Source organism: Pseudomonas protegens, from assembly GCF_003363755.1.
Lineage (GTDB): Bacteria > Pseudomonadota > Gammaproteobacteria > Pseudomonadales > Pseudomonadaceae > Aquipseudomonas > Aquipseudomonas danubii.
In genome coordinates, this window is the sequence record NZ_CP031396.1 from 5,301,386 (window position 1) to 5,320,584 (window position 19,199).

21 protein-coding genes are annotated in these 19,199 nt (G+C 61.5%); 9 read left to right on the plus strand and 12 right to left on the minus strand.

Annotated elements, in window-relative coordinates:
* Positions 1 to 64: 64 nt before the first annotated feature.
* Both DWF74_RS23980 and DWF74_RS23985 read right to left on the minus strand, forming a co-directional pair.
* Positions 65 to 364: a YciI family protein gene (locus tag DWF74_RS23980; protein ID WP_102864069.1), complete on the minus strand. Its 300-nt coding sequence runs from the start codon at positions 362 to 364 to the stop codon at positions 65 to 67.
* 1 nt (position 365) lies between these two features.
* Positions 366 to 962 (minus strand): septation protein A, encoded by a 597-nt coding sequence (locus DWF74_RS23985; RefSeq protein WP_115581848.1) that lies wholly within the window; start codon positions 960 to 962, stop codon positions 366 to 368.
* Between the two features lie 87 nt (positions 963 to 1,049).
* Here DWF74_RS23985 and DWF74_RS23990 point away from each other — a divergent pair, with 87 nt between their 5' ends.
* The 5 genes from DWF74_RS23990 (at position 1,050) to rluB (ending at position 5,866) form a co-directional block, all read left to right on the plus strand.
* Positions 1,050 to 1,910 (plus strand): PHP domain-containing protein, encoded by an 861-nt coding sequence (locus DWF74_RS23990; RefSeq protein ID WP_102864067.1) that lies wholly within the window; start codon positions 1,050 to 1,052, stop codon positions 1,908 to 1,910.
* A gap of 13 nt (positions 1,911 to 1,923) precedes the next feature.
* On the plus strand, positions 1,924 to 2,553 hold the full coding sequence (locus DWF74_RS23995) for an L-threonylcarbamoyladenylate synthase (RefSeq protein WP_102864113.1): 630 nt from the start codon (positions 1,924 to 1,926) through the stop codon (positions 2,551 to 2,553).
* 120 nt (positions 2,554 to 2,673) lie between these two features.
* On the plus strand, positions 2,674 to 3,372 hold the full coding sequence (locus DWF74_RS24000) for a segregation and condensation protein A (protein WP_170001339.1): 699 nt from the start codon (positions 2,674 to 2,676) through the stop codon (positions 3,370 to 3,372).
* A 12-nt stretch (positions 3,373 to 3,384) separates the two neighbouring features.
* Positions 3,385 to 4,416: an SMC-Scp complex subunit ScpB gene (gene scpB, locus DWF74_RS24005; RefSeq protein WP_115581849.1), complete on the plus strand. Its 1,032-nt coding sequence runs from the start codon at positions 3,385 to 3,387 to the stop codon at positions 4,414 to 4,416.
* Positions 4,417 to 4,675: 259 nt separating this feature from the next.
* Positions 4,676 to 5,866 (plus strand): 23S rRNA pseudouridine(2605) synthase RluB, encoded by a 1,191-nt coding sequence (rluB, locus tag DWF74_RS24010; protein ID WP_102864064.1) that lies wholly within the window; start codon positions 4,676 to 4,678, stop codon positions 5,864 to 5,866.
* A gap of 154 nt (positions 5,867 to 6,020) precedes the next feature.
* Here the strand turns inward: rluB and DWF74_RS24015 are convergent, their stop codons facing one another.
* The gene (locus DWF74_RS24015) at positions 6,021 to 6,986 is read right to left on the minus strand and encodes a leucyl aminopeptidase (RefSeq protein WP_115581850.1); all 966 of its coding nucleotides are present in this window, start codon (positions 6,984 to 6,986) and stop codon (positions 6,021 to 6,023) included.
* A gap of 63 nt (positions 6,987 to 7,049) precedes the next feature.
* Entirely contained in the window at positions 7,050 to 7,187 is a 138-nt protein-coding gene (locus DWF74_RS30485) for a hypothetical protein (RefSeq protein WP_162884115.1), read from the minus strand.
* A gap of 1,027 nt (positions 7,188 to 8,214) precedes the next feature.
* Between DWF74_RS30485 and DWF74_RS24020 the strand changes: the two genes are divergently transcribed.
* Positions 8,215 to 9,636, plus strand: a complete 1,422-nt coding sequence (locus tag DWF74_RS24020) for an amino acid permease (protein ID WP_102864062.1) — start codon at positions 8,215 to 8,217, stop codon at positions 9,634 to 9,636.
* A 201-nt stretch (positions 9,637 to 9,837) separates the two neighbouring features.
* Positions 9,838 to 10,251, plus strand: a complete 414-nt coding sequence (gene arfB, locus DWF74_RS24025) for an alternative ribosome rescue aminoacyl-tRNA hydrolase ArfB (protein WP_065363350.1) — start codon at positions 9,838 to 9,840, stop codon at positions 10,249 to 10,251.
* Here the strand turns inward: arfB and DWF74_RS24030 are convergent.
* The 6 genes from DWF74_RS24030 to phhA form a co-directional block, all read right to left on the minus strand.
* Positions 10,248 to 11,447 carry an MFS transporter gene (locus DWF74_RS24030; protein WP_115581851.1) on the minus strand — a complete coding sequence of 400 codons (1,200 nt, stop codon included), beginning with the start codon at positions 11,445 to 11,447 and terminating at the stop codon, positions 10,248 to 10,250. The genes arfB and DWF74_RS24030 overlap by 4 nt on opposite strands.
* 117 nt (positions 11,448 to 11,564) lie before the next feature.
* On the minus strand, positions 11,565 to 11,747 hold the full coding sequence (locus tag DWF74_RS24035) for a hypothetical protein (protein ID WP_102864060.1): 183 nt from the start codon (positions 11,745 to 11,747) through the stop codon (positions 11,565 to 11,567).
* A gap of 87 nt (positions 11,748 to 11,834) precedes the next feature.
* Positions 11,835 to 11,966, minus strand: coding sequence for a hypothetical protein (locus DWF74_RS30830; protein ID WP_258009278.1), 132 nt, complete (start codon positions 11,964 to 11,966; stop codon positions 11,835 to 11,837).
* A gap of 202 nt (positions 11,967 to 12,168) precedes the next feature.
* Positions 12,169 to 13,359: an amino acid aminotransferase gene (locus DWF74_RS24040; protein WP_102864059.1), complete on the minus strand. Its 1,191-nt coding sequence runs from the start codon at positions 13,357 to 13,359 to the stop codon at positions 12,169 to 12,171.
* Positions 13,359 to 13,715, minus strand: a complete 357-nt coding sequence (locus tag DWF74_RS24045; protein ID WP_007930096.1) for a 4a-hydroxytetrahydrobiopterin dehydratase — start codon at positions 13,713 to 13,715, stop codon at positions 13,359 to 13,361. The genes DWF74_RS24040 and DWF74_RS24045 overlap by 1 nt, the downstream gene beginning before the upstream one ends.
* A gap of 69 nt (positions 13,716 to 13,784) precedes the next feature.
* Complete coding sequence (phhA, locus tag DWF74_RS24050) at positions 13,785 to 14,576, minus strand: phenylalanine 4-monooxygenase (RefSeq protein WP_102864057.1); 792 nt, start codon at positions 14,574 to 14,576, stop codon at positions 13,785 to 13,787.
* A gap of 305 nt (positions 14,577 to 14,881) precedes the next feature.
* Between phhA and DWF74_RS24055 the strand changes: the two genes are divergently transcribed.
* On the plus strand, positions 14,882 to 16,444 hold the full coding sequence (locus tag DWF74_RS24055; protein ID WP_102864112.1) for a sigma-54-dependent transcriptional regulator: 1,563 nt from the start codon (positions 14,882 to 14,884) through the stop codon (positions 16,442 to 16,444).
* A 54-nt stretch (positions 16,445 to 16,498) separates the two neighbouring features.
* On the opposite strand, the gene DWF74_RS24060 is transcribed toward DWF74_RS24055, so the two are convergent.
* Together DWF74_RS24060 and DWF74_RS24065 are read right to left on the minus strand one after the other, a co-directional pair.
* Positions 16,499 to 17,221, minus strand: coding sequence for a TylF/MycF/NovP-related O-methyltransferase (locus DWF74_RS24060; RefSeq protein ID WP_102864056.1), 723 nt, complete (start codon positions 17,219 to 17,221; stop codon positions 16,499 to 16,501).
* On the minus strand, positions 17,218 to 18,084 hold the full coding sequence (locus DWF74_RS24065) for a hypothetical protein (RefSeq protein ID WP_102878839.1): 867 nt from the start codon (positions 18,082 to 18,084) through the stop codon (positions 17,218 to 17,220). Before DWF74_RS24065 ends, DWF74_RS24060 begins: the two co-directional genes overlap by 4 nt.
* 332 nt (positions 18,085 to 18,416) lie before the next feature.
* Here DWF74_RS24065 and DWF74_RS24070 point away from each other — a divergent pair, with 332 nt between their 5' ends.
* Positions 18,417 to 19,157 carry a flagellar basal body rod protein FlgF gene (locus tag DWF74_RS24070; RefSeq protein WP_102864054.1) on the plus strand — a complete coding sequence of 247 codons (741 nt, stop codon included), beginning with the start codon at positions 18,417 to 18,419 and terminating at the stop codon, positions 19,155 to 19,157.
* Positions 19,158 to 19,199: the final 42 nt, after the last annotated feature.

The following is a 19,199-nucleotide window of genomic DNA, read 5'->3' on the forward strand; positions in this document are numbered from 1 at the left end:
AAACGAGAATAATGAGCGATTGAGAACGCGATGAACCGTGAAGGTTCATCGCGTCAGGGAGGATTTACGGCATCGATTGCCTGAACGGCTTGACCTGCACATGGGCATAGACGCCGGAGGTCACGAAGGGGTCGGCGTCGGCCCAGGCTTGTGCGGCGCTCAGGGAGTCGAACTCGGCGACGATCAGGCTGCCGGTGAAGCCGGCGGCGCCAGGGTCATTGCTGTCGATCGCCGGGTGTGGGCCGGCCAGCACCACACGCCCTTGGTCCTTGAGCACTTGCAGCCGTTCCAGGTGCGCCGGCCGGTTGGCCAGGCGTTTTTCCAGGGAGTTGGCGACGTCTGTGGCAATGATTGCGTAAAGCATGTCAGTCCTCGGTTTTCGGGGTGGTGGGATCAGCGTCATGCAGGTGGCGCGACAGGTAGACGCCCTGGCCCACCAGGAACAATACAGTCATGCCCAGGCTGCCGAAGACCTTGAAGTCGACCCAGATGCTCTGGAAGGTGAAGGCGACGAACAGGTTGGCGGCGCCGCAGAACAGGAAGAAGGCGATCCAGGCGATGTTCAGGCGGGTCCACACCGGGTCCGGCAGGGTCAGGGCATGGCCCATGATGCGCTTGATCAACAGGCGATCGCCAATGAAGTGGCTGCCGGCAAAGGCCAGGGCGAATAGCCAGTTGACCACCGGCGCCTTCCATTTAAGGAAGGTTTCGCTATGGAAGGCCAGGGTCAGGCTGCCAAAGACCAGGCAGGCGATCAGGGTCAGCCATTGGCTTTTTTCCAGTTTGCGCTGGGAAATGAACAGTGCGCCGTAAACCACCAGGGAGCTGATGATCAGTACTGCGGTGGCGCTGTAGATACCGCCCACGCTGACTTCGTGACCGGCAAGGTCGATGATCCGGGGATCGATTTTGTAGACGATGAAAAACAGGAACAGCGGGATGAAGTCGATGAATTGTTTCACAGTGGCAGCCAGAAGCAGGATGTGGCGGCATAATAACAAACATCCTTGGTAGCGAAAGCGCCAGCTGACTTGAGGTTTTATCGTCCTGTGAATGTTGATTTGCACTGCCATAGCACGGCCTCCGACGGCGCCCTGGCGCCTGCGGTTCTGGTTGCGCGTGCGTACGAGAGAGGCGTGCGAATCCTGTCCTTGACCGACCACGACACCCTCGAAGGCCTGGCGGAGGCCCGTCAGGCAGCGGCGCAACTGGGCATGCAGTTGGTCAACGGCGTCGAGCTGTCCTGCACCTGGGGCGGTGCCACTATTCATGTGCTGGGCTACGGATTCGATACCCAGGCCCCGGCTCTGGTGGCGGCCATCGACAAACTGCACGAGGGGCGCTGGCTGCGCTCCGAGGAGATCAGCCGCAAGCTGGCCCTCAAGGGCATGCCCGGGGCGCTGGAAGGCGCCAGGGCGATCCAGCAGGAGTTGGGGGACAGTGGCAATGCCCCGGCGCGGCCGCACTTTGCCGACTATCTGGTACGTGCCGGTTTTGTGAAGGATCGTGCCGAAGCTTTTCGCAAATGGCTGGGGGCGGGAAAGCTGGGAGACGTCAAACAGCATTGGCCGACACTGGAAGACACCGTCGGCACCCTTCGCGAGGCGGGGGCCTGGGTCAGTCTGGCCCATCCCTGGCATTACGATTTCACCCGCAGCAAGCGCCGTCGCTTGATTGCCGACTATATTCAAGCCGGCGGCCATGCAATCGAAGTAGTCAATGGCCACCAACCTGCAGAGCAAGTGGGCAGTTTGGCTATCCTTGCTCGTGAATTCGGACTGCTGGTCAGCGCTGGCAGTGACTTTCATGGCCCAGGAGGCTGGTCCGAGATCGGCGAGTATCGTCCGGTTCCGGAGGACCTGCCGCCACTTTGGTGTCGGTTCAAACATGAGCCAATTATTGCCGCCTGAACAGGTAGAGACAGTGAGTCAATTTTTCCAGATCCACCCGGAAAACCCACAGCCACGTCTGATCAAACAGGCCGTCGAGATCATTCGCGGCGGTGGCGTGGTGATTTATCCCACGGATTCGTCCTACGCCGTTGCCTGCCAGATGGGTGACAAGGGCGCGATCGAACGAGTGCGGCGCTTGCGTCAACTGGACGACAAGCACAATTTTGCGCTGATCTGCAGTGACCTGTCGCAGTTGGGGCTGTTCGCCAAGATCGATACTGGCACTTTCCGCCTGCTCAAGGCTCATGTGCCGGGACCTTACACCTTCATTCTCAACGCCACCCGGGAAGTCCCGCGCCTGCTGCTGCATCCCAAGCGCCGCACAATCGGCCTGCGGGTGCCGAGCAATCCTATTGCCCTGGCGCTGCTGGCCGAGCTGGGTGAGCCACTGATGAGCGTCAGCCTGATCATGCCCGGCGATACCGAGGCTCTGAGCGACCCCTATGAAATGCGCCAGCTGCTGGAGCATCAGGTGGACCTGATCATCGACGGCGGCTTTGGCAGCACCGAGTCCTCCACGGTGATCAGCCTGGCCGATGGTGAGCCGGAAGTGATTCGCGTCGGTTGCGGCGACCCTGCGCCGTTCATGGCCGAGGCCTAGATGTCCGTACTGGAAACCGTCGACGAGCAGGCCGGCGCCCAACAGGAGCTGCCATTCGCCATGGTCTACGGCCAGGCGGTCATGGAAATGCCCCTGGACCTGTACATCCCCCCGGATGCACTGGAGGTCTTCCTCGAGGCCTTCGAAGGCCCGTTGGACCTGCTGCTGTACCTGATCCGCAAACAGAACATCAACATCCTCGACATCCCGGTGGCGGAAATCACCCGCCAGTACATGGGCTATGTGGAGCTGATGCAGTCGGTGCGCCTGGAGCTGGCCGCCGAGTACCTGGTGATGGCGGCGATGCTGGCCGAGATCAAATCGCGGATGCTGCTGCCGCGCTCTGCTGAGATCGAGGAAGAAGAGGATGATCCCCGGGCCGAGCTGATTCGCCGCCTGCAGGAGTACGAACGCTTCAAGGCGGCCGCCGAAGGCATCGACGGCCTGAGCCGGGTCGGCCGCGACGTGGTGGTGCCCAAGCTCGATGCCCCGGAGGCCCGGGCGCGCAAGCTGCTGCCGGATGTGGCCCTGGAAGAGTTGCTGATGTCCATGGCCGAGGTGCTGCGCCGTGGCGACATGTTCGAAAGCCATCAGGTCAGCCGCGAGGCCTTGTCCACTCGCGAACGCATGAGTGATGTGCTGGAGCGGCTCAAAGGCGGTGGCTTCGTGCCCTTTGTCGAGCTGTTCACCGCAGAAGAGGGGCGCCTGGGAGTGGTGGTGACCTTTATGGCGATCCTCGAACTGGTCAAGGAATCCCTGGTCGAGCTGGTGCAGAATGAGCCCTTTGCGGCCATCCACGTACGGGCGCGAGCCGAATAACGAGCTTAAATCATGAACCTGAATGAACCCCGCGAGCTGGCCTCCCTGCTCGAAGCCTTTCTGTTGGCCTCGGGAAAACCCCAGTCCCTGGAACGCCTGTTCGAGCTCTTCGAAGAAGCCGAGCGACCGGACCCGGCCGTCTTCAAGAAGGCCCTGACCCTGCTGGGCAAATCCTGCGAAGGTCGGGCTTTCGAGCTCAAGGAAGTGGCTTCCGGCTATCGCCTGCAGATCCGTGAAAAGTTCGCGCCCTGGGTCGGCCGCCTGTGGGAGGAGCGCCCGCAGCGCTACTCCCGTGCCCTGCTGGAAACCATGGCCCTGATCGCTTACCGCCAGCCCATCACCCGCGGCGAGATCGAGGATGTGCGCGGCGTGGCGGTCAACAGCAACATCGTCAAGACCCTGCTCGAACGCGAGTGGATTCGGGTGGTGGGTTACCGCGATGTGCCGGGCAAACCGGCGATGTTCGCCACCACCAAGGCGTTTCTCGACCATTTCAACCTGAAGAACCTCGATGACCTGCCGCCCCTGGCCGAATTGCGGGAGATCGAGGCCGAGCCGGTGCTGGAGTTCGACGATGCGCCGGTGCCCGAGCACCTGCAGCAGTTGGCCGATGCCAGCGCCGAGCCTGAGGAACCCAAGGAAGAAACCAGCTTCCATAGCCTGTTGCTGGAGCTGGACTCCATGGAGGAGGGAATCAAGACCGACTTCGACGACCTGCATCGTGATGGCGCGGTTGAGCCAGAGAACCCGGAGCCGGTGTTCGATCAGCCTGAGGGGCAAACCGAGGCTGCCGTCCCTGATGACAACTCTGATGACAACTCTGATGACAACTCTGATGACACCGATGAACTGGCGGTCGAGCCCGAAGAGGAGCCGCTGCTTGACGCCGAGGACGATGTGCTCGGCGTTGCCGAGGCCCGAGCCAAGTTGCTGGCTGCCGTTGCGGCTCTGGAACCTTCGGCGCCGGAATTGAGTGAAGAAGAGGCCGAAGCCCTGGCCCTGGCCGAAGCGATCGAAAACGAACGCCGTCTGCTGGACGACTGACCGTAGCTGGCTGGCCAATGAAGGTGTCGGCCGCTTAGGTGCAAGGCGTGTGGGCCTCTTCGCCGGCAAGCCGGCTTGCGCAGAAGGGGCGCCGGCGGGCGGAAAAAAGCCCGGGCGGCGACTTATCAACTAGTCTGTGATGCGCAATCGCCGCCATGAGCGTATGATTCGCGACCCTTTGGCGATCCCTTCGCCACAGAACCTGTTTTCACGTCTTCAGGCCGCTCTAGCCTGAAGCGCTACACCGGGAGGTGCCCAGATGAGCGATACCGATCAGAACGATCAGGAAATCCGTCCAGCCGGCGAGAAACTGCAGAAAGTCCTCGCCCGCATCGGCGTCGGCTCGCGCCGCGACGTCGAGGCCTGGATCAGCCAGGGCCGGATCAAGGTCAACGGCAAAGAGGCCACCCTCGGCCTGCGCGTCGACCTGCATGACGCCATTTCCATCGATGGCAAGGTGATCAAGCGCGAAGAGGCCGCCGAATCGGTGCGCCGCGTGATCATGTACAACAAGCCCGACGGCGAGATCTGCACCCGTGACGACCCGGAAGGCCGTCCGACCGTGTTCGACAAGCTGCCGCGTCCGCGGGAAGGCCGCTGGATCAACATCGGCCGCCTGGACATCAACACCACTGGCTTGCTGATGTTCACCACCGACGGTGAGCTGGCCAACCGCTTGATGCACCCGTCCTACGAAATGGACCGCGAGTACGCGGTGCGCGTGCGTGGTGAAGTCGATGACGAGATGATCGAGCGCCTGAAGGCGGGCGTCATGCTCGAAGACGGCCCGGCCAAGTTCACCGATATCCAGCAGGCGCCCGGCGGCGAAGGATTCAACCACTGGTACCACTGCGTGGTGATGGAAGGCCGCAACCGTGAAGTGCGTCGCTTGTGGGAGTCCCAGGGCCTGGTGGTGAGCCGACTGAAGCGCGTGCGTTTCGGCCCGGTGTTCCTCAACTCCGACCTGCCCATGGGCCGCTGGCGCGAAATGAGCCAGTACGAAGTCGACGTGCTCAGCGCCGAAGTCGGCCTGACCCCGGTGGCGCTGCCACAGCTCAACGCCAAGTCCAAGGACAAGCTGGAGCGCATGCAGCGTAAATCCTCGCGTCCGGTGGGCAAAAGCGAGCGTGTACGCACCCTGCGTCCGGCCAATGGCGCACCGGCCAATCCGCGGGTGTCCCGCGAGCCGCAGATCGAGGGCGAGCGTCCAGGGCGCAAGCCGGCGGCCCGTCAGGATGGCGAGCGCGCGCCACGTGCACCGCGTCCGGCAAGCGGCCGTGGTACTCCAGTAGCCGAGCGTCCGGCGGACACCAAGCGTCCAGCCAAGCCGGCACCGAAGTCCAAGCGCCCAAGCCTGGTGCTGGACAAGGACGCACCGTCCGGCAAGCGCCGTGGCGCCCCGGCCGGTAGCGGCCAGCGTCCTGGCTTCGGTCGTCGCAAGCCGGAATAAGCCTCGGCCCGCAGACAAAAAAACGCCAACCTTCGGGTTGGCGTTTTTTTTGCCCGGTGCTTCGTCGGAGCTTGCCGGCGAATAGGCTCTCAAGCCTTGGGCAAGGCTCATGATCGCCTTCGCCGCGGCAAGCCGGTTCCTGTATCAAGAGAGGTTAAAAGGCGAACTGGCCGTCGAACACTGGTTTGTTGTCCACCGTCAGCACGCCGGCGCTGAAGATCAGGTCCAGGTGGTGGCTGCCCTTGGCTCCGCCTCCCAGCCCCAGATGCAGGCCGCAATGACGCTCTTCAAAGCCGGAGTTGCGTCCGTACAAGGACTTGATGCCTTCGTTGGTGCCGATCCCCAGCTCCTCGATGCGTCGGTTCGACGGGTTGGCGTCCAGGTACTTGTTGAAGTCATTGGCCAGCCCGGGCACCTGGGTGGCGACCTGGCGGATGCTGGAGTTCTCGATCCACAGCTCCAGCGGAGTCTGCAGCACCCCGTATTTGCGAGCAAAGGGGATGGTGCTGAGGAAGGTGCCGAGGAATTTCACATGGCCATTGATTGCATCGCTGTGGGTGGCGATCTCACCCGGTGCCAGGTCGTAATTGCCCACGCCGTTGATGTCGGTCCACTTCTTCACGCTGTTCAGGGGCGCCTCGAAATACGAGCCCTGGGGATCGCTGAAGCTCAGAGTGCTGGCGTGGGACAGGCGCCGGATCAAGGTGGCGTTGAGGTCGGCGATACGTTGTGGCTCGACGCTGAAGGTGTCGTAGAAATAGTCGCCGTAATCCTTGAACAGCAGGGACTTCTTCCAGTGTTCGGCCATCAGGCCATGCAGGGGGCGGAGGAATTCCGGGCCATCGGGGCGTGGCTGGGGCAGGGTCGAGGAGTCGTAGAAGAAGATGTACAGGTCACAGTCGATGATCGCCTGGGCGAGGCGTTCGGCCGGCTCCAGGTCCAGGCGCAGGGCGCTGACAGTCAGGGGTGTGGCCTGGCGCGATTGTTCGATGATGGCGTTGGCCATGGCCTGGTAGTCGGCGGTATGGCCGATCACCACTTTCAATGCTTGGGCGCCGCTCAAGGCCGGATGGCGTTCGAGGTAGTACAGGAAATGGCGGATGGCGCGGGTCTGGTCCATAAAACCTCCCTGGAGGACAAAGGTGACCGGGGCAGGCGCGAGGCCTGCTCCGGTCCGGGCGCCTTACATCGGCCACATCGCCGTGCCGAACGGCACCACCGCCTCGGCCTGCATCATTTCCACGGCCGCATCGTGGGTTGCCGCTTCGAACCAATCGTCCAGTTGCAGTTCGGTTTCCAGGTCTTGTTCCAGTGTTTGCATGGTGACTCTCCTAGATGACATAGGGCACAGCAGTCCATTGGCGGAACGGATCAACAGCGGCGAACGGGATGGTTGCGAGGGCTGCTCATCCACTCCTCGTACTTGTCGGATGAGGCATCCGGCAAGTGGCTGGAAACCTAGTTCAGGGGATTTTGAAGTGCAAAAAAATAATTAGATTATTTTCTACTGAACTTTATTTTCTATTTTTAGAGCGGAAATTTATCACCTGAAAACAAAAAGCTAAGGCTTTTTCCGATGTGGGATGGCGTGCGCGTCAATTTGCAGTCGCCGCGCTCATTGATCTGGTTTGGCAAATTCACGTTACGCACTGTAAAGAAAATATTACGAAATCCTCCGTGTTTCGCCCTGAATCGGCGAAGGCCCGGACGCTGTAAGGAAAAGCTGCCGCCGGGCATCGGTTAATCCGCTTGCCAGAGCTCTGGCCCGCTTGTTCCAGGGCGCCAAGGCAGGTGAGATGCACACCTGCCTGCGTACAGGTGCATAACAAGAAGGAGGCGCAATGAACGCCGTAACCGACTTTCACCGACACCCTTCGAAGGGCGATGGTCATCGCACCTTCATCGACGACCCCACTCGGTCCGTCCAACGTTGCGCCGCCGATGCTGAGCATCGAGCTGGCCCCTCAGGATCCCGGTTACCGGCACGCTGATACAGCGGTGTCTGGCGGCAGGGGGTCAGGGGTGTACAATGCGCGGCGTTTTAACTGTGACCCAACTGCGTACCCGCGCACTTTGCGTCTGCGCCGCGTGTTTCAGCCTGCTCCCAGGGCGCTGAAGACACTGCTGCCGGGCCAATAAACTCAAGGTTATCCACCTTGTTCACTCCGCCGCGTCACGAGCGTGGTGGGTTCGATTTCGTCACAGATAAAAACAAACAGGTGACGCATGACCGTTAGAAAAACGCTGAACTTCGGGTGCCTGCGCTGGGGTTTGCTCCGCGCCGCTTAAGCCTTCACCGGGCGGCAACGTCTTGCAAACATCATCAAACCTTGCGTGAGAACCTTTTCATGAGTGGACAAAACTCGCATTCGGGCGAGCTGAAACGCGGCCTGAAAAATCGCCATATTCAACTGATCGCCCTGGGTGGCGCGATCGGTACCGGTTTGTTCCTGGGGTCGGCCGGGGTGCTCAAATCCGCCGGTCCGTCGATGATCCTCGGTTACGCCATCTGCGGTTTCATCGCCTTCATGATCATGCGCCAGCTGGGCGAGATGATCGTTGAAGAGCCGGTGGCCGGTTCTTTCAGTCACTTCGCCCATAAGTACTGGGGCGGCTTTGCCGGTTTCCTTTCCGGCTGGAACTGCTGGATTCTCTACATCCTGGTGGGCATGTCGGAACTGACCGCGGTCGGCAAGTATGTGCATTACTGGTGGCCGGAGGTGCCGACCTGGGCCTCGGCGGCGGTGTTCTTCGTGATGATCAACGTCATCAACCTGGCCAACGTCAAGGTGTTCGGCGAGGCCGAGTTCTGGTTCGCCATCATCAAGGTGGTGGCCATCGTCGGCATGATCGCCCTGGGCAGCTACCTGCTGGTCAGCGGGAACGGTGGCCCGCAGGCATCGGTGAGCAACCTCTGGTCCCATGGCGGCTTCTTCCCCAACGGCGTCAGCGGACTGGTGATGGCCATGGCGATCATCATGTTCTCCTTCGGCGGCCTGGAAATGCTCGGCTTCACTGCAGCCGAGGCCGACAAGCCGAAAACCGTGATCCCCAAGGCCATCAACCAGGTGATCTACCGCATCCTGATTTTCTACATCGGCGCTCTGGTGGTGCTGCTGTCGCTGACCCCGTGGGACACCCTGCTGGTGACCCTGAATGCCTCTGGCGATGCCTACAGCGGCAGTCCGTTCGTCCAGGTGTTCTCGATGCTGGGCAGCAACACGGCAGCGCACATCCTCAACTTCGTGGTCCTGACCGCGGCGTTGTCGGTGTACAACAGCGGCACCTACTGCAACAGCCGCATGCTGTTGGGCATGGCCGAGCAGGGCGATGCGCCGAAAGTCCTGGCCAAGATCGACAAGCGCGGCGTGCCGGTGCTGTCGATCCTCGCCTCGGCGGTGGTGACCTTCGTTGCCGTGGTGCTCAACTACCTGATTCCCCAGCACGCCCTTGAGCTGCTGATGTCCCTGGTGGTGGCGACCCTGGTGATCAACTGGGCCATGATCAGCTACTCGCACTTCAAGTTCCGCCAGCACATGAACCGTACCGGCCAGACCTCGCTGTTCAAGGCGCTGTGGTACCCCTACGGCAACTATGTCTGCCTGGCGTTCGTGGTGTTCATCCTCGGCATCATGCTGATGATTCCAGGCATTCAGATCTCGGTGTACGCGATCCCGGTGTGGGTGGTGTTCATGTGGGTCTGCTACCTGATCAAGAACAAGCGCAGTGCTCAGCACTCGCTGCAAGCAGCCAGTACTGCGCTGAAGTAAGCGCGGCCTCGGCCATGACAGACCCGGCTCCGGCCGGGTTTTTCATGCCTGTGATCTTTGTGGGAGCGAGACCGCTTTCGTCGGCCAGTCGGCTCCTGCGTGGGAGCTGCCTGTCGCAGGCGCTGGCTTGCCAGCGAACAGGTCCGCAAGAGCGTGGGGAATGGGGGTATCCTGTGCGCCCTGAAGACGGATTCCTGTTCCATGCTGGTGATTTCCAACAACGTGCATCTGCCGGATGCCGAGATCGAGCTGACCGCCATTCGCGCCCAGGGCGCCGGTGGTCAGAACGTCAACAAGGTGTCCAGTGCAGTGCATTTGCGCTTCGACATTCCGGCCTCGTCCCTGCCACCTTTCTACAAGGAGCGCCTGCTGGCGCTGCGCGACAGTCGCATCACCAGTGACGGCGTGATCATTCTCAAGGCCCAGCAGTACCGCACCCAGGAGCAGAATCGCGCCGATGCCCTGGAGCGTCTCACCGAGCTGATCCTCAGCGCCGTCAAGGTGGAAAAGAAGCGCCGCCCCACCAAGCCGACCCTGGGCTCGAAGAAGCGCCGCCTGGAGACCAAGGCCAAGCGCGGCAGCATCAAGGCTGGCCGCGGCAAAGTGGACTTCTAGCGGTTTGAACGTTCCTTACGCTGCTTGGGGGCCTGGTGATACAGGTACAGGCTCAGCAGCAGGCCGCAGCACGCGGCGATGGCGGCAAACAGGAAGATCGAGGCAAAGCCGAAACCGCCGGCAATCGCCCCGGCCAGTGGTCCGGTGATGCCCAAAGACAGGTCGATGAACAGCGAGTAGGCGCCCACCGCCGCGCCACGGCTGGAGGCCGGCACCAGATTGACCGCCTCCACGCCCAGTGCCGGGAACACCAGGGAGAAGCCAAAGCCGCTCAAGGCCGCGCCGGCCAGGGCCCAGTGGGCATCGGGGGCCAGCCACAGCAGGAGCAGGCCGAGGGTTTCCACCGACAGGCAGGCAATGGCCACGCGAAAGCCGCCGAGGCGGTTGATCAGGTTGCCGAACAGCAGGCGTGCACCAATGAAACTGGCGCCGAACAGGCTCAGGCAAAGCACCGCGTTGGACCAGTGCTGGGTCGTGTAGTACAGGGTGATGAAGGTGGCGATGGTGCCAAAGCCGATGGAGCCCAGGGCCAGGCCGCAACCGTGAGGGAAGACTTTGCCCAGCACATGGATGAACGGCAGGCGTTCCCCGGCGACTATCGGCGCGGCGAGTTTTGGCCAGGCCAGTAGCAGGCCGAGCACCGCCAGCAGAATGATGCTTACCCCCATGCTCCACAGGCCCAGGCGATTGACCAGCCAAACCCCCAGGGGCGCGCCGATGGCCAGGGCGCCATAACTGGCGATGCCGTTCCAGGAAATCACCTTGGCGGTGTTCTGTGCGCCGACCCGGCCGATGCCCCAGCCAATCGACCCCGAACCCACCAGGCTTTCCGCGCTGCCCAGTACCAGGCGGCCGATCAGCAAGCTGATCAAACTCAGGGTCGGCTGACCCTGCAGCCAGGTGGAAAGCAGCATGAACACGCCGCTCAGGCCGCAGCCGGCCAGGCCGTACATGACAGCGCGCTTGCAGCCCAGGTTGTCGATGATGCGTCCGGCGTAGGGGCGGCTGAGGAGGGTGGCCAGGTATTGCACGCTGATCACCAGGCCGGCGATCACTGCGCCAAACCCCAGGTCGCTATGGACGTAGCCTGGCAGTACCGCCAGGGGAATGCCGATATTCAGGTAGCCAATAAAGGTGAACAGGACGATGGAGACGACTTGCAGCGTGACCGTCAAGGGGCGCTGGGTATCTGGCATGGGGATGGGTCCACTGCGACAGCTCAATAGATAGGCTGCTTATGATACCGATGTGGACGGGGATGCAGGGGCAGAATTCGACGCGTTGTTCAGAACGTCCCTGGTTGAGGGATTGAGTCAGGCGTCTTTGGCGCTCAGCAGCTGAGTGGTGACCAGAGCGGCCAGGGCATTTTCCTGGGTGCCGAAACGGGCCAGCAGGGCGGCCTGTTTTTCCGGGCTGAGGCGATTCCAGATCTCGATCATTTTTTCCGCAGTACCCAGCAGTACGCTGGCTTGGGTTTCGCTGAAGGAGTCGGTCATGGTTCGGCAGGGGCTCGGGGGGAAAGATTCAGGCGGTGTGGAAAGCGCTTGAGTAGCGCTTTCCACACGGTCTGGTTACAGCTCTTTTCAGTCTTCGCTGTCGGCCTTGCGGCTGTCGGCGGCTTCTTGCACTACAGGCTTTTCGGCACTGGCTTGTGGCGTGGTTGTCTGCTCAGTTTCGTGCAGGCTTGGGAAGGGGAGATTCGGGATCTCATGCATGTCGTTGCTCCTCGCAAAGTCTGTTTTTTAAATCGCTGGGTAGGTCCGCGCTTTTAAAAAGCCTGGGCAGGATACAGCACTGGAAATGACAAAAAGATTTTTATCGCGATTTCGGGATGAAAGGACAAAGCGGCGGCAGGAACCGGCTTGCCGGCGAAGGCACCCTCAGGGCCTCCCGCGCCGGCAAGCACGCGCTCTGCTTTTAGACGACCCGAGCGATCGCCTCAGCCAGCAGGCTCAGGCGCGAAGCGTCGATCCCGGCCACGTTGGCCCGGCCGGAACTGACCATGTACACGCTGTGGTGTTCACGCAGTTCCTTGACCTGAGACGGGCTCAGGCCGGTGTAGGAGAACATGCCGCGTTGCACGCCGATGTGGGCGAAGCGCTCGGCCAGTCCATAGGGCTGCAAGGCTTCCAGCAGACCGGCGCGCAATTGGGCGATGCGCTGGCGCATGGCTTCCACTTCGTCGGCCCAGAGGCTTTTCAGCTCCGGGTCACCGAGGATGGTGGCGACTACTGCGGCCCCATGATCCGGTGGTGTGGACCACAGGTTACGGGCGATATGGGCCAGTTGACTGCGCACGTCGAGGAGTTTTTCGGCGTCCCGGGTGCAGACGATCAGGGCCCCGGTGCGATCGCGGTACAGGCCGAAGTTCTTCGAGCAGGAACTGGTGATCAGTACTTCCGGCACTTCGGCGGCGAACAGCCGCACCGCCCAGGCATCCTGTTCCAGGCCGTCGCCAAAGCCCTGGTAGGCGAAGTCGATCAGCGGCAGCAGGTTGCGCTTGCGCACCACCTCAAGCACCCGTTGCCAGTCGGCCTGGCTCAGGTCGAAGCCGGTGGGGTTGTGGCAGCAGGCGTGCAGCAGCACCACGTCGCCTTCGGGCACCCGGTTCAGGGTGTCCAGCATGGCCTCGACGTCCAGGCGGTTGTCGCTGCCCACGTAGGGGTAGTGACTGACCTTGACCCCGGCTGCGGCGAAGATGGTTTCGTGGATCGGCCAGGTCGGGTTGCTCAACCAAACGCCGCGGCCCGGCAGGCACTGGGCGATGAAGTCGGCGCTCAGGCGCAGGGCGCCGGTACCGCCCGGGGTCTGGGTAGCACCGGCGCGCTGCGCGGCGATGAGTGGCGAATCACTGCCCAGTACCAGCTCATTGATCACCTTGCCGAAGGCCGCGTCGCCGTGGCCTCCGATGTAGGTCTTGGTGGTCTGGCGATCCACCAGGCGCTGCTCCGCCAGCTTCACCGATTGCGGGATCGGCGTCAGGCCCTGAGCATCCTTGTAGACCCCCACGCCGAGGTCGAATTTGCGCGGATTGGGATCGTTGGCGTAGGCCTCCATCAGGCCGAGAATCGGATCGCCGGGTACGCGACCGATGGCATCAAAATGCATTACTTGCGTCCTTCTGCGGTCTTGGCCACTTCGTCGGTGCGGGCGGCCATGATGAAGTCGTTGCGGTGCAGGCCCTTGATCGAGTGGCTCCACCAGGTCACGGTGACTTTGCCCCATTCGGTGAGCAGGCCCGGGTGGTGGCCTTCGGCCTCGGAGATCTCGCCCATGGCATTGGTGAAGGCCAGGGCGAATTTGAAATTCTTGAACAGGAAGACTTTTTCCAGCTGCATCACGCCGTCACGAACTTCGATGTTCCAGTCGGGGATCTGCTTGATCAGTACCGGCAGTTCTTCGTCGCTGACCTGAGGGGCATCGGCGCGGCAGGCTTCGCAATGGGCTTGGTTCAGAGCGGTCATGGTGTATTCCTGAGTTCGATTCTTGTTGGAAGTTACTATCTTTCGCAGCCGCCCGCGAGGGCGGGCTGCTCAGGCCGCCTTGGGTTTTGGCGGGAACTTGGGGGCGTGCAGGCCCAGCTGCATGCCTTGGTGGACCAGGGCCATGATGTCTTCATGGGCCAGGTCGAACAGGCGCTTGAGGTTGGGCAGGGCAAAGTAGATGGGTTGCAGGATGTCGATGCGATAAGGCGTGCGCATGGCTTCCAGCGGATCGAAGGCTTGGTGTTCCGGCTCTTCGGACAGGCTGTAGACGGTTTCCTTGGGCGAGGAGAGGATGCCGCCGCCGTAGATGCGTCGCCCGTCCGGGGTGTCCACCAGGCCGAACTCGATAGTCATCCAGTACAGACGCGCCAGGTATACGCGCTCTTCCTTGGTGGCTTGCAGGCCGAGCTTGCCGTAGGTGTGGGTGAATTCGGCGAACCAGGGATTGGTCAGCAGCGGGCAGTGGCCGAAAATCTCGTGGAAGATGTCCGGTTCCTGCAGGTAGTCCAACTCTTCAGGAGTACGAATGAAGGTCGCCACCGGAAAGCGCTTGCTGGCCAGCAGTTCGAAAAAGGTCTGGAAAGGAATCAGTGCCGGCACCCGGGCCACTTGCCAGCCCGTGGTTTCGCCGAGGACCTTGTTGATTTCACTCAACTGCGGGATGCGGTCGTGGGGCAGTCCGAGTTTGTCGATGCCGTCCAGGTACTCCTGGCACGCGCGCCCCTCGATCACTTTCAACTGGCGCGTGATCAGGGTGTTCCACACCGCGTGTTCTTCGGGTGGATAGTCGATAAAACCTTGCGCGTCGGGCTCGCGGGCCACGTACTGCGTCTGCTTCATGCTGCTCTCCTGCCAGGGGATGCGTTCTTGTTATGGGTGACCCCAGTGATACCCCAGGGTGCGACGCTTTGCAGCAGCTGACAGGCGCTGATGGAGGGGGGTAGGACGCCAATTTGTAAACTAATCGTTACGGTTTTGCCCGGGGCGCCCAAGTATTGTGGCTTTTCAGGTTTGAAAAAGCCCTTTGCTGTCACATAATCTTGACGGTTATCTGCGCCACCCAGCAGAAAGTTTGCAAGTGCCGACGTCAAAAGCGTCGGTTTTCGGCGTTTATGCCCTCCATTATCCGCTTCGGGCCTTTCTTCATGCGTATCAAAGTTCACTGCCAGAACCGCATCGGCATCCTGCGGGACATCCTCAATCTGCTGGTGGAATACGGGATCAACGTGGCCCGGGGCGAGGTGGGGGGCGAACATGGCAACGCCATCTATCTGCACTGTCCGAACCTGATCAATCTGCAGTTCCAGGCATTGCGCCCCAAGTTCGAATCCATCGCCGGAGTGTTTGGCGTCAAAAGGGTCGGGCTGATGCCCAGCGAGCGTCGGCACATGGAGCTCAATGCGCTGCTGGGTGCTCTGGAGTTCCCGGTGCTGTCCATCGACATGGGCGGCTCCATCGTGGCCGCCAACCGAGCGGCAGCGCAGTTGCTGGGCGTGCGGGTGGATGAGGTGCCGGGGATTCCGCTGTCACGCTACGCCGAGGACTTCGATTTGCCGGAGTTGGTGCGGGCCAACCAGTCGCGGATCAACGGGCTGCGGGTCAAGGTCAAGGGCGACGTGTTTCTGGCGGACATCGCCCCGCTGCAATCCGAGCACGATGACAGCGAGGCCATGGCCGGTGCGGTATTGACTCTGCACCGGGCGGATCGGGTTGGTGAGCGTATCTACAATGTGCGCAAGCAGGAGTTGCGGGGCTTTGACAGTATTTTCCAGAGTTCGAAAGTCATGGCAGCGGTGGTGCGGGAAGCCCGGCGCATGGCGCCCCTGGATGCGCCCCTGTTGATTGAAGGCGAGACCGGTACCGGCAAGGAGTTGCTGGCCCGCGCCTGCCACCTGGCCAGCCCTCGGGGCCAGTCGCCGCTGATGGCTCTGAACTGCGCCGGGCTGCCGGAATCCATGGCCGAGACCGAGCTGTTCGGCTATGGCCCCGGGGCCTTTGAAGGGGCTCGGGCCGAGGGCAAGCTCGGGCTGCTGGAACTGACGGCCGGCGGCACGCTGTTTCTCGATGGTGTGGGGGAAATGAGCCCGCGCCTGCAGGTCAAGTTGCTGCGCTTTCTCCAGGATGGTTGCTTCCGCCGTGTCGGCAGTGACGAGGAGGTGTACCTGGATGTGCGGGTGATCTGTGCGACTCAGGTGGATCTGTCCGAACTCTGTGCCCGGGGCGAGTTTCGCCAGGACCTGTACCACCGACTCAACGTGCTGTCCCTGCATATTCCGCCGCTGCGCGAATGCCTCGACGGTTTGACGCCCCTGGTGGAGCACTTCCTCGATCAGGCCAGTCGCCAGATCGGTTGTGCGCTGCCACGGCTGGCTCCGGCGGCCATGGAGCGCCTCAGTCACTATCACTGGCCGGGTAATGTCCGGCAGTTGGAGAACGTGCTGTTCCAGGCGGTCTCGCTGTGTGATGGCGGCACGGTCAAGGCCGAGCATATCCGTCTGCCGGACTATGGCGCGCGCCAGCCCCTGGGGGACTTTTCCCTGGAAGGCGGCCTGGAGCAGATTGTCGGTCGCTTTGAAAAGGCGGTGCTGGAAAGTCTCTATGCCGAGCATCCCAGCAGTCGGCAACTGGGCAAGCGCCTGGGGGTTTCCCATACCACCATCGCCAACAAGTTGCGCCAGTACGAGGTTGGCAAGGAGTCGCCGGAATGAAAAAAGCCCCGCTTATGAAGCGGGGCTTTTCGTTTGGCTCGGGGCTGGCTGTCTTCAGATATGGAAGTAGCCGACACAGGAGTCAAAAGGCAGGCGCTTGAGTTCGATCTTGTTCATGTCGAACACTTCGCGCAGAGCCTTGGTTTCGCCCGGGAAGTTGCGGTAGGCGACTTCGTCGAGAACCACGATAGCGCCCTTGGGCATGTACGGCAGGAAGGTTTCCAGGGCGACCTTGGTGGGCTCGTACAGGTCGGTGTCGAGGATCAGCATGGCCACTACCAGGTCCGGACGCGACTTGACGAATTCCGGCGCGGTCTTGCAGATGTCGCCCTTGACCAGCTCGCAGCGCGGGATGCGGTTCACCGGACGCAGCAGGTCGTTGGCATCGATCATGTCCTGGATCAGCGACTGGTCGGTGTCGGAGAACATGCTTTCGTTGATGTCGGCCGGGTCCTCGTCCTTGTTGATGCTGGTGAAGCCTTCGAAGGTGTCGAAGCCGACGATGGAGCGGTTGATGGCATAAGGTTCGAGGATCATCGACAGGTGCATGTAGAGCATCAGCGAGTTGCCCTTGTACACGCCGCACTCGATGATCGCCCCGGGCACATCCATGACCTTCTTGAACAGCTCCATGCGCGACAGCGCGGCGGTGACGTTGATGCGGTTGGCGAAGACGAAGGGTGCGTCGGCAACGTACTCGGCGTCGACCCGCTTGAGTACGCCGGCGCGGGTTTCGTTGTATTGGGCTTCGGCGGGGGTAAGGCGACGTTTGGTCATGGCTTGAATCCTTGGAAATTCGAGAAGTCGTGGGCGTGGAAGTAGTCTTTGAAGCCGGAGCCGACGTCGGGGCAGGCGCTGTCTACGTTGGGGGCTCCGCGGTTGTGTTTCAGGTCTTCGAGGTGCATCAGGCGGAAGTCCACGCTGAAGCGGGTGCGGTCGGTACGGTTGGGGACAGTGCCGTGCAGGTGCGAGCCGGAGAACACCAGCATCTCGCCTGAGTTGCCGGCGATGCGCAGTTCAGAGCTGTCGTCGATCTCCCCCAGGGGCACCGGGTGGACCCGTACTTCTTCGGTCAGGTTGTCCTTGGCCTTGTGTCGCTGGTTGCTGATCCAGTCCTTCAGGCTCCAGTCCTTCGAGGTGTTGGCCACCGGCTTCTCGAAGTAGCTGGGGTTGATCATCATGGTCTGGTCCGGGGTGATGGTGTAGACCGGCATCCAGGTGTTGATCTGGCAATCCACGCTGCCGTACCAGCTGTCGCGATGAGGCTTGTAGGCGTAGCTGACGCCAGCGTGCAGGTAGTCGTAGTTGGGCACGACCCGCAGGCGCGGTACGTCGAAAATGTAGTCCCGAGGATCGATGCCGATCTCGTGAATGAAGCCAAGGATCAGATCCTTGACGCGCTGGCTGTTGGTGAACTGGCCCTTGAGTCGGGTAACCCGGCTGACGAACTCTTCTACCGGCATCATCGTGTGCAGAGCCTGGTGGTTGGTTTCGCCATCGAATGCCGCGGTGATGCTTTCCTTGGCGTACCCGCAGAGTTCTTTTGCGGTGGCCAGGTCAGTGTCCAGGAAGATATCCCCGGAATAGATGGCTTCCTTGAAGTCAGCTGTCTTGCGCAGCTGATTGAGGTACAGGTTCAAAGTGGTTCTCCTTGGCAGTCACTGGCTTAGGTGTCGGCCACCCCTGCGCAAACTGAAGTTGCGATAGCCAGTCACTGTGCCTAGCAAGATCCGTTCACAAAGTGTCCAGCCCGAGTGCGGAGCGGGCCCGGGTCATGGGACCGAGACTTGCCGTTAGCGGCATAAGTCCGCCGTTTTTTCGTCTCTCATTCCGCCCAGAAAAACCCGTTGCTCGCGGCAAAGCCCCGGCCTGCATGGGGAGCGCTGCTGGAAGTTAAAGTTGGTGTAGAAATTGCTTACGCCATGCTCAGTACAGTGTGGGGCGGCAAACGTCCGGCAGATGAGGAACGATTGTGGACAAGTACCTTTATGTGGCAATGACCGGCGCCAGCCAGAATGCTCTGGCGCAAAAGGCTCATGCCAACAATCTGGCGAACATCTCCACCAACGGTTTTCAGCGCGACCTGGAGCAGGCGCGCGCGATGCCGGTGTTTGGTGACAGTTTTCCGGCGCGGGCCTTTGCCATGGGGGAGCGGCCGGCAACGGATTTTACTCCCGGCTCCATGGTGGAAACCGGTCGTGACCTGGACGTGGCCGTCAGCGGCAAGGGCTGGATCGCCGTGCAGAGCCCCGATGGCAGCGAAAGCTATGTGCGCACCGGCAGCTTGAATGTCGACGCTCTGGGCGTGTTGCGGGCAGGCAATGGCATGCCGGTCATGGGCAATGGCGGTCCTATCGCCGTGCCGCCAGAGCAGAAGATCGAAGTCGGCCAGGACGGCACCATCAGCATTCGTGCCATGGGTGAAGGTCCGCGGGTCATGGCCGAGGTCGATCGCATCAAGCTGGTCAATCCGGATATCAAGAACCTGACCAAGGGCCTGGATGGGTCGATCAAGACCAAGGACGGCCAGCCGGCGCCTGCCGATGCCAATGTGCAGTTGGTCTCGGGTTTCCTGGAGTCGAGCAACGTTAACGCCGTGGAAGAAATGACCGCGGTGCTGGCCTTGTCCCGCCAGTTCGAATTGCACGTCAAGATGATGAACAGCGCCAAAGAAGACGACCAGGCCATGGCTCGGGTCTTGCAGATCAGCTAATTACCAGTATCTAGCGCCGTAAAACAGGCGCGAGAGGAGAAT